The 3,566-nt window shown below is 39.0% G+C and carries 6 protein-coding genes; 5 read left to right on the plus strand and 1 reads right to left on the minus strand.

From position 1 onward, the window contains the following. The 5 genes from VNZ46_RS06695 to VNZ46_RS06715 form a co-directional block, all read left to right on the plus strand. Window positions 1-997 (plus strand): sigma-54 dependent transcriptional regulator (locus VNZ46_RS06695; RefSeq protein WP_325559320.1); only part of this gene is annotated, 997 nt, incomplete at its 5' end. A 5-nt stretch (window positions 998-1,002) separates the two neighbouring features. Continuing rightward, window positions 1,003-2,055 carry an AI-2E family transporter gene (locus tag VNZ46_RS06700; protein ID WP_325559321.1) on the plus strand — a complete coding sequence of 351 codons (1,053 nt, stop codon included), beginning with the start codon at window positions 1,003-1,005 and terminating at the stop codon, window positions 2,053-2,055. Between the two features lie 57 nt (window positions 2,056-2,112). Beyond that, window positions 2,113-2,376, plus strand: a complete 264-nt coding sequence (locus VNZ46_RS06705; protein ID WP_133779121.1) for a YtxH domain-containing protein — start codon at window positions 2,113-2,115, stop codon at window positions 2,374-2,376. 40 nt (window positions 2,377-2,416) lie between these two features. Then, a complete protein-coding gene (locus VNZ46_RS06710; protein WP_325559322.1) occupies window positions 2,417-2,791 on the plus strand; it encodes a phage holin family protein in 375 nt (124 codons plus the stop codon). Next, window positions 2,778-3,215 (plus strand): hypothetical protein, encoded by a 438-nt coding sequence (locus tag VNZ46_RS06715; RefSeq protein WP_325559323.1) that lies wholly within the window; start codon window positions 2,778-2,780, stop codon window positions 3,213-3,215. Before VNZ46_RS06710 ends, VNZ46_RS06715 begins: the two co-directional genes overlap by 14 nt. 58 nt (window positions 3,216-3,273) lie before the next feature. On the opposite strand, the gene VNZ46_RS06720 is transcribed toward VNZ46_RS06715, so the two are convergent. After that, window positions 3,274-3,566, minus strand: a 293-nt coding sequence (locus tag VNZ46_RS06720) for an amino acid--tRNA ligase-related protein (RefSeq protein ID WP_325559324.1), incomplete at its 5' end; no start/stop codon positions are given.

Below are 3,566 nucleotides of genomic sequence, written 5' to 3' on the forward strand. Positions count from 1 at the left end.
GGTTAAAGAGAAACCAGTCAAGTCTATACAGAGCACAGGCAATTTTATTACCGGACAGAGCGCGGCTTCAAAAGAGCTGGTTAAACAAATATTGCTGGTTGCCCCTACTTCATATAGTGTTATTTTAACGGGTGAAAGTGGAACTGGTAAAGAATCTGTGGCACATGCAATTCATTTAAACAGCCCAAGAAAAGATCAGCCCTTTGTGGCCATGGACTGTGGTTCTTTAACAAAAGAATTGGCAGGAAGTGAATTCTTTGGCCATGAAAAAGGGTCATTTACAGGGGCATTGTACACAAAGATCGGCCACTTTGAAATGGCAAATGGAGGTACACTGTTCCTGGATGAGGTTGGAAATCTGTCTTACGATATACAGGCTGCTCTACTAAGAACCGTACAGGAGCGTAAAATTAAAAGGATAGGGAGTACAAAGGAAATTGATCTGGATGTCCGGATCATTGTTGCAACCAATGAAAATCTTGCTGTGGCCATACAGAATGGAAAATTCAGGGAAGATCTGTATCACAGGTTTAACGAATTCTCTATTGCTTTACCTCCGATTAGCAAAAGAGAAAAAGACATCCTTGTGTTTGCAAAATATTTTTTGGAGATGGCCAATGGAGAGCTGAATAAGAATATTCAGGGGTTTTCTACAGAAGTTGAGGAGTGTTTCCTGACCTATAATTGGCCAGGGAATGTAAGGGAACTCAAAAATGTAGTGCGAAGAGCCACTTTGCTGACAGAAGGACAGGTCATCCAGCTAAAAGCCCTGCCGTTGGAAATTTCTACCTATGCAAAAGCCTCGGCACTGGAATATACCGTTCACAGGACGGAGAAGCCTAAAGACCTTAAAAATGCGGCACAGGAGGCCGAATATGATGCTATATTAAAGGTTTTGAGGGAGGTAAATTTCAATAAGACCAAGGCAGCAAAGTTATTGAACATTGATAGAAAAACCCTTTACAATAAGATGAAGGCCATTAATTTAGATACTTAAAACCGATGTCCTTATTTTCCTACAAACAGCGAAATAACATTAACCTTGTAATTATCATTGCGCTTGGTTGTTTGATCGCTTATTCTTTGCAAGGAATATTTGGCTCTATATTAAGTACGCTGGTGATGTATACGATCCTGCGTCCTGGTTATCTTTATCTGGTCAACAGAAAAAAATGGAATAAACGTTTTACAGCAATTTTACTTCTGTTTATTTCTGTAGTGGTGATTATTCTGCCATTTTATGGGCTGAGCAATATGGTTATTGCCAAAATTGCAGAATTGCAAAACGACCATCTGTATTATCAGAACATGCTGCTTAAGTTTAAAAATCTGGTCCATGTGAGCCGTGATTTGCAAAACTTGCTGGAAGAAGGACTTAGAAAAGCAGGAACCTGGGCTACCGAACTCTTCCCTTCTTTGATATCCGGGGCATTTAATATTGTGTTTGGTCTTCTTCTGATGTATTTTTTGCTCTATTTTATGCTGATTGAACACGAAGCGTTTGAAGATGCACTTGTTAAATATGCGCCTTTCAGGGCCCAAAACGCCTATCGGTTTGCGGAAGAAATGAGGAATACTACTTATGCAAATGTCGTTGGACAAGGCTTGATCTCTATCGTACAGGGCTCATTGCTTAGCATATCATTTCTTGTCCTGGGCTATAATGATCCGTTATTTTGGGGGGTAATCACGGCTTTTATCTGTTTTGTCCCTGTGTTGGGCCCGCCTATCATCTTTGTGCCGGCAGCCTTGATGCAGATGGCCAACGGCCATAATTTTGAAGCCTGGGCCATGCTTATCTTTGGATTCGTTGTGATTATTAATATAGATAACGTGCTGCGGTTTATGATTGCTAAGAAAGTTGGAAATATTCATCCTATAATTACCGTAATTGGCGTAGTTATTGGTATACCATTATTTGGAATATTAGGTCTTGTTTTCGGTCCGTTGTTGTTGTCTTATTTCATTTTGCTTCTAAAAATTTATGAAACAAGTGCTCTGGCAACTGAAAGATTGGAAAGAATTAAAACAATTCCTCCAGAAGAGGAGTTTTAATAGGGAACGGGCTGAAATATCCAGAGTTATATAAGTGTTAAATAAAATTTAAAAGTTATGAACGATAATTCAAAAGTTTTAATTGGGCTATTAGCCGGTTTGGCTGCAGGTGCAGCTTTGGGTTTATTATTTGCTCCTGAAAAAGGAACAGATACACGTGACAGATTAAGCCAGTCTTTAAAAGATCTTGGTGATTCTATAAAAGATAAAGCCGCAGATGAGATTAATAATCTAGCCAATCTTAAAGATAAAGTGGTGAGTTCTGTAAAAAGCAAATTTAACCAGGAAGAAGAGTATGCAGATGAAACCGAGCATGCCTAAATTCAAAAATTAAAGTAATCGTTGTATAACCTTATAAGTAATGCAGGAAAATAAAGAGAAAAATATTGAAGATATCATTTCAGATGCGAAGGGCTATATAGATAACCGTATCGAGTATACAAAATTATATATGGTAGAGAAAGTTTCCAGAACCTTTGCTGATCTGGTGACCACCACAACCGTTATTATCTGCTTTGTTCTGGCTTTCTTATTTGGAACGGTTACTTTGGCTATGTTTCTTTCTGATGTGCTTGGCAGTTATACGCGAGGTTTCGGTTGTGTATCGCTGATTTATATTCTTCTTGCGGTGATTGTTTATTTTACAAAGGATAAATATATTGAAAAGGCTATCATCAATTTTTCTATCCGCAAATTTTTTAACAAACTAGCAGACAAGGACGATGAGGAAAAATAACATTCAGAACATAGAAGACCTGCAACGGGAGATCCTGGTTTTAAGGGCTGCTTATCAGATGCAGGGAGATGCTTTAAAAGAAGATACTCGATTGTATTTGAAGCAGTTTACTTTTGGGGCATTGATTAAAAAATATGCTACGCCCTCTGCTTTTGTAAAAATGGATGATAAATTGAACATCAGTAGTAAACTAATGTCTATGGTTCTGCCTGTTTTAATGAACAGCACGCTTTTCAGGGGCTCGGGCTTCCTGACAAAGGCCTTAGTGGGGCTCGCTACAAGCAAAGTAGGGAAAACCCTGGATGCAGAACATTTATCGGCAATATTTAACACTGTGAAGGGCTGGTTTGGTAAAACAAAGAAAAAAGAGAAAGCAGTTGCTGCTATAGATTATGGGATTCCGCCAGACAGCGAGACTTATTAGTATAAAAAAAAGGGAATCAAATTTTGATTCCCTTTTTTTTATACTGATTGGCCCCTTCTTAAAGAGTCGATTTTATTTTAAGTTCTGTAAGTTGCTTGTCGTCTATAGTAGAAGGACTGTCAATCATCACGTCCCTTCCAGAGTTATTCTTAGGGAAGGCAATGACGTCACGGATGCTATCCAGACCAGCAAAAATAGAGCATAAACGGTCAAAACCGAAGGCAATACCACCGTGAGGAGGCGCGCCATATTCAAAGGCATCCATCAGGAAGCCAAATTGCTTTTGTGCTTCTTCTGCAGAAAAACCCAGGTGTTTGAACATTAGTGCTTGTAAGGTCCTGTCGTGGATAC

This window comes from Pedobacter sp. (assembly GCF_035566355.1).
Taxonomy (GTDB): domain Bacteria; phylum Bacteroidota; class Bacteroidia; order Sphingobacteriales; family Sphingobacteriaceae; genus Pedobacter.

Bases quoted from the DNA above. Each gene is read 5' to 3' on its own strand.
- VNZ46_RS06700 (WP_325559321.1), top strand. From the start codon at position 1,003: ATGTCCTTATTTTCCTACAAACAGCGAAATAACATTAACCTTGTAATT.
- VNZ46_RS06705 (WP_133779121.1), top strand. From the start codon at position 2,113: ATGAACGATAATTCAAAAGTTTTAATTGGGCTATTAGCCGGTTTGGCT.
- VNZ46_RS06710 (WP_325559322.1), top strand. From the start codon at position 2,417: ATGCAGGAAAATAAAGAGAAAAATATTGAAGATATCATTTCAGATGCG.
- VNZ46_RS06715 (WP_325559323.1), top strand. From the start codon at position 2,778: ATGAGGAAAAATAACATTCAGAACATAGAAGACCTGCAACGGGAGATC.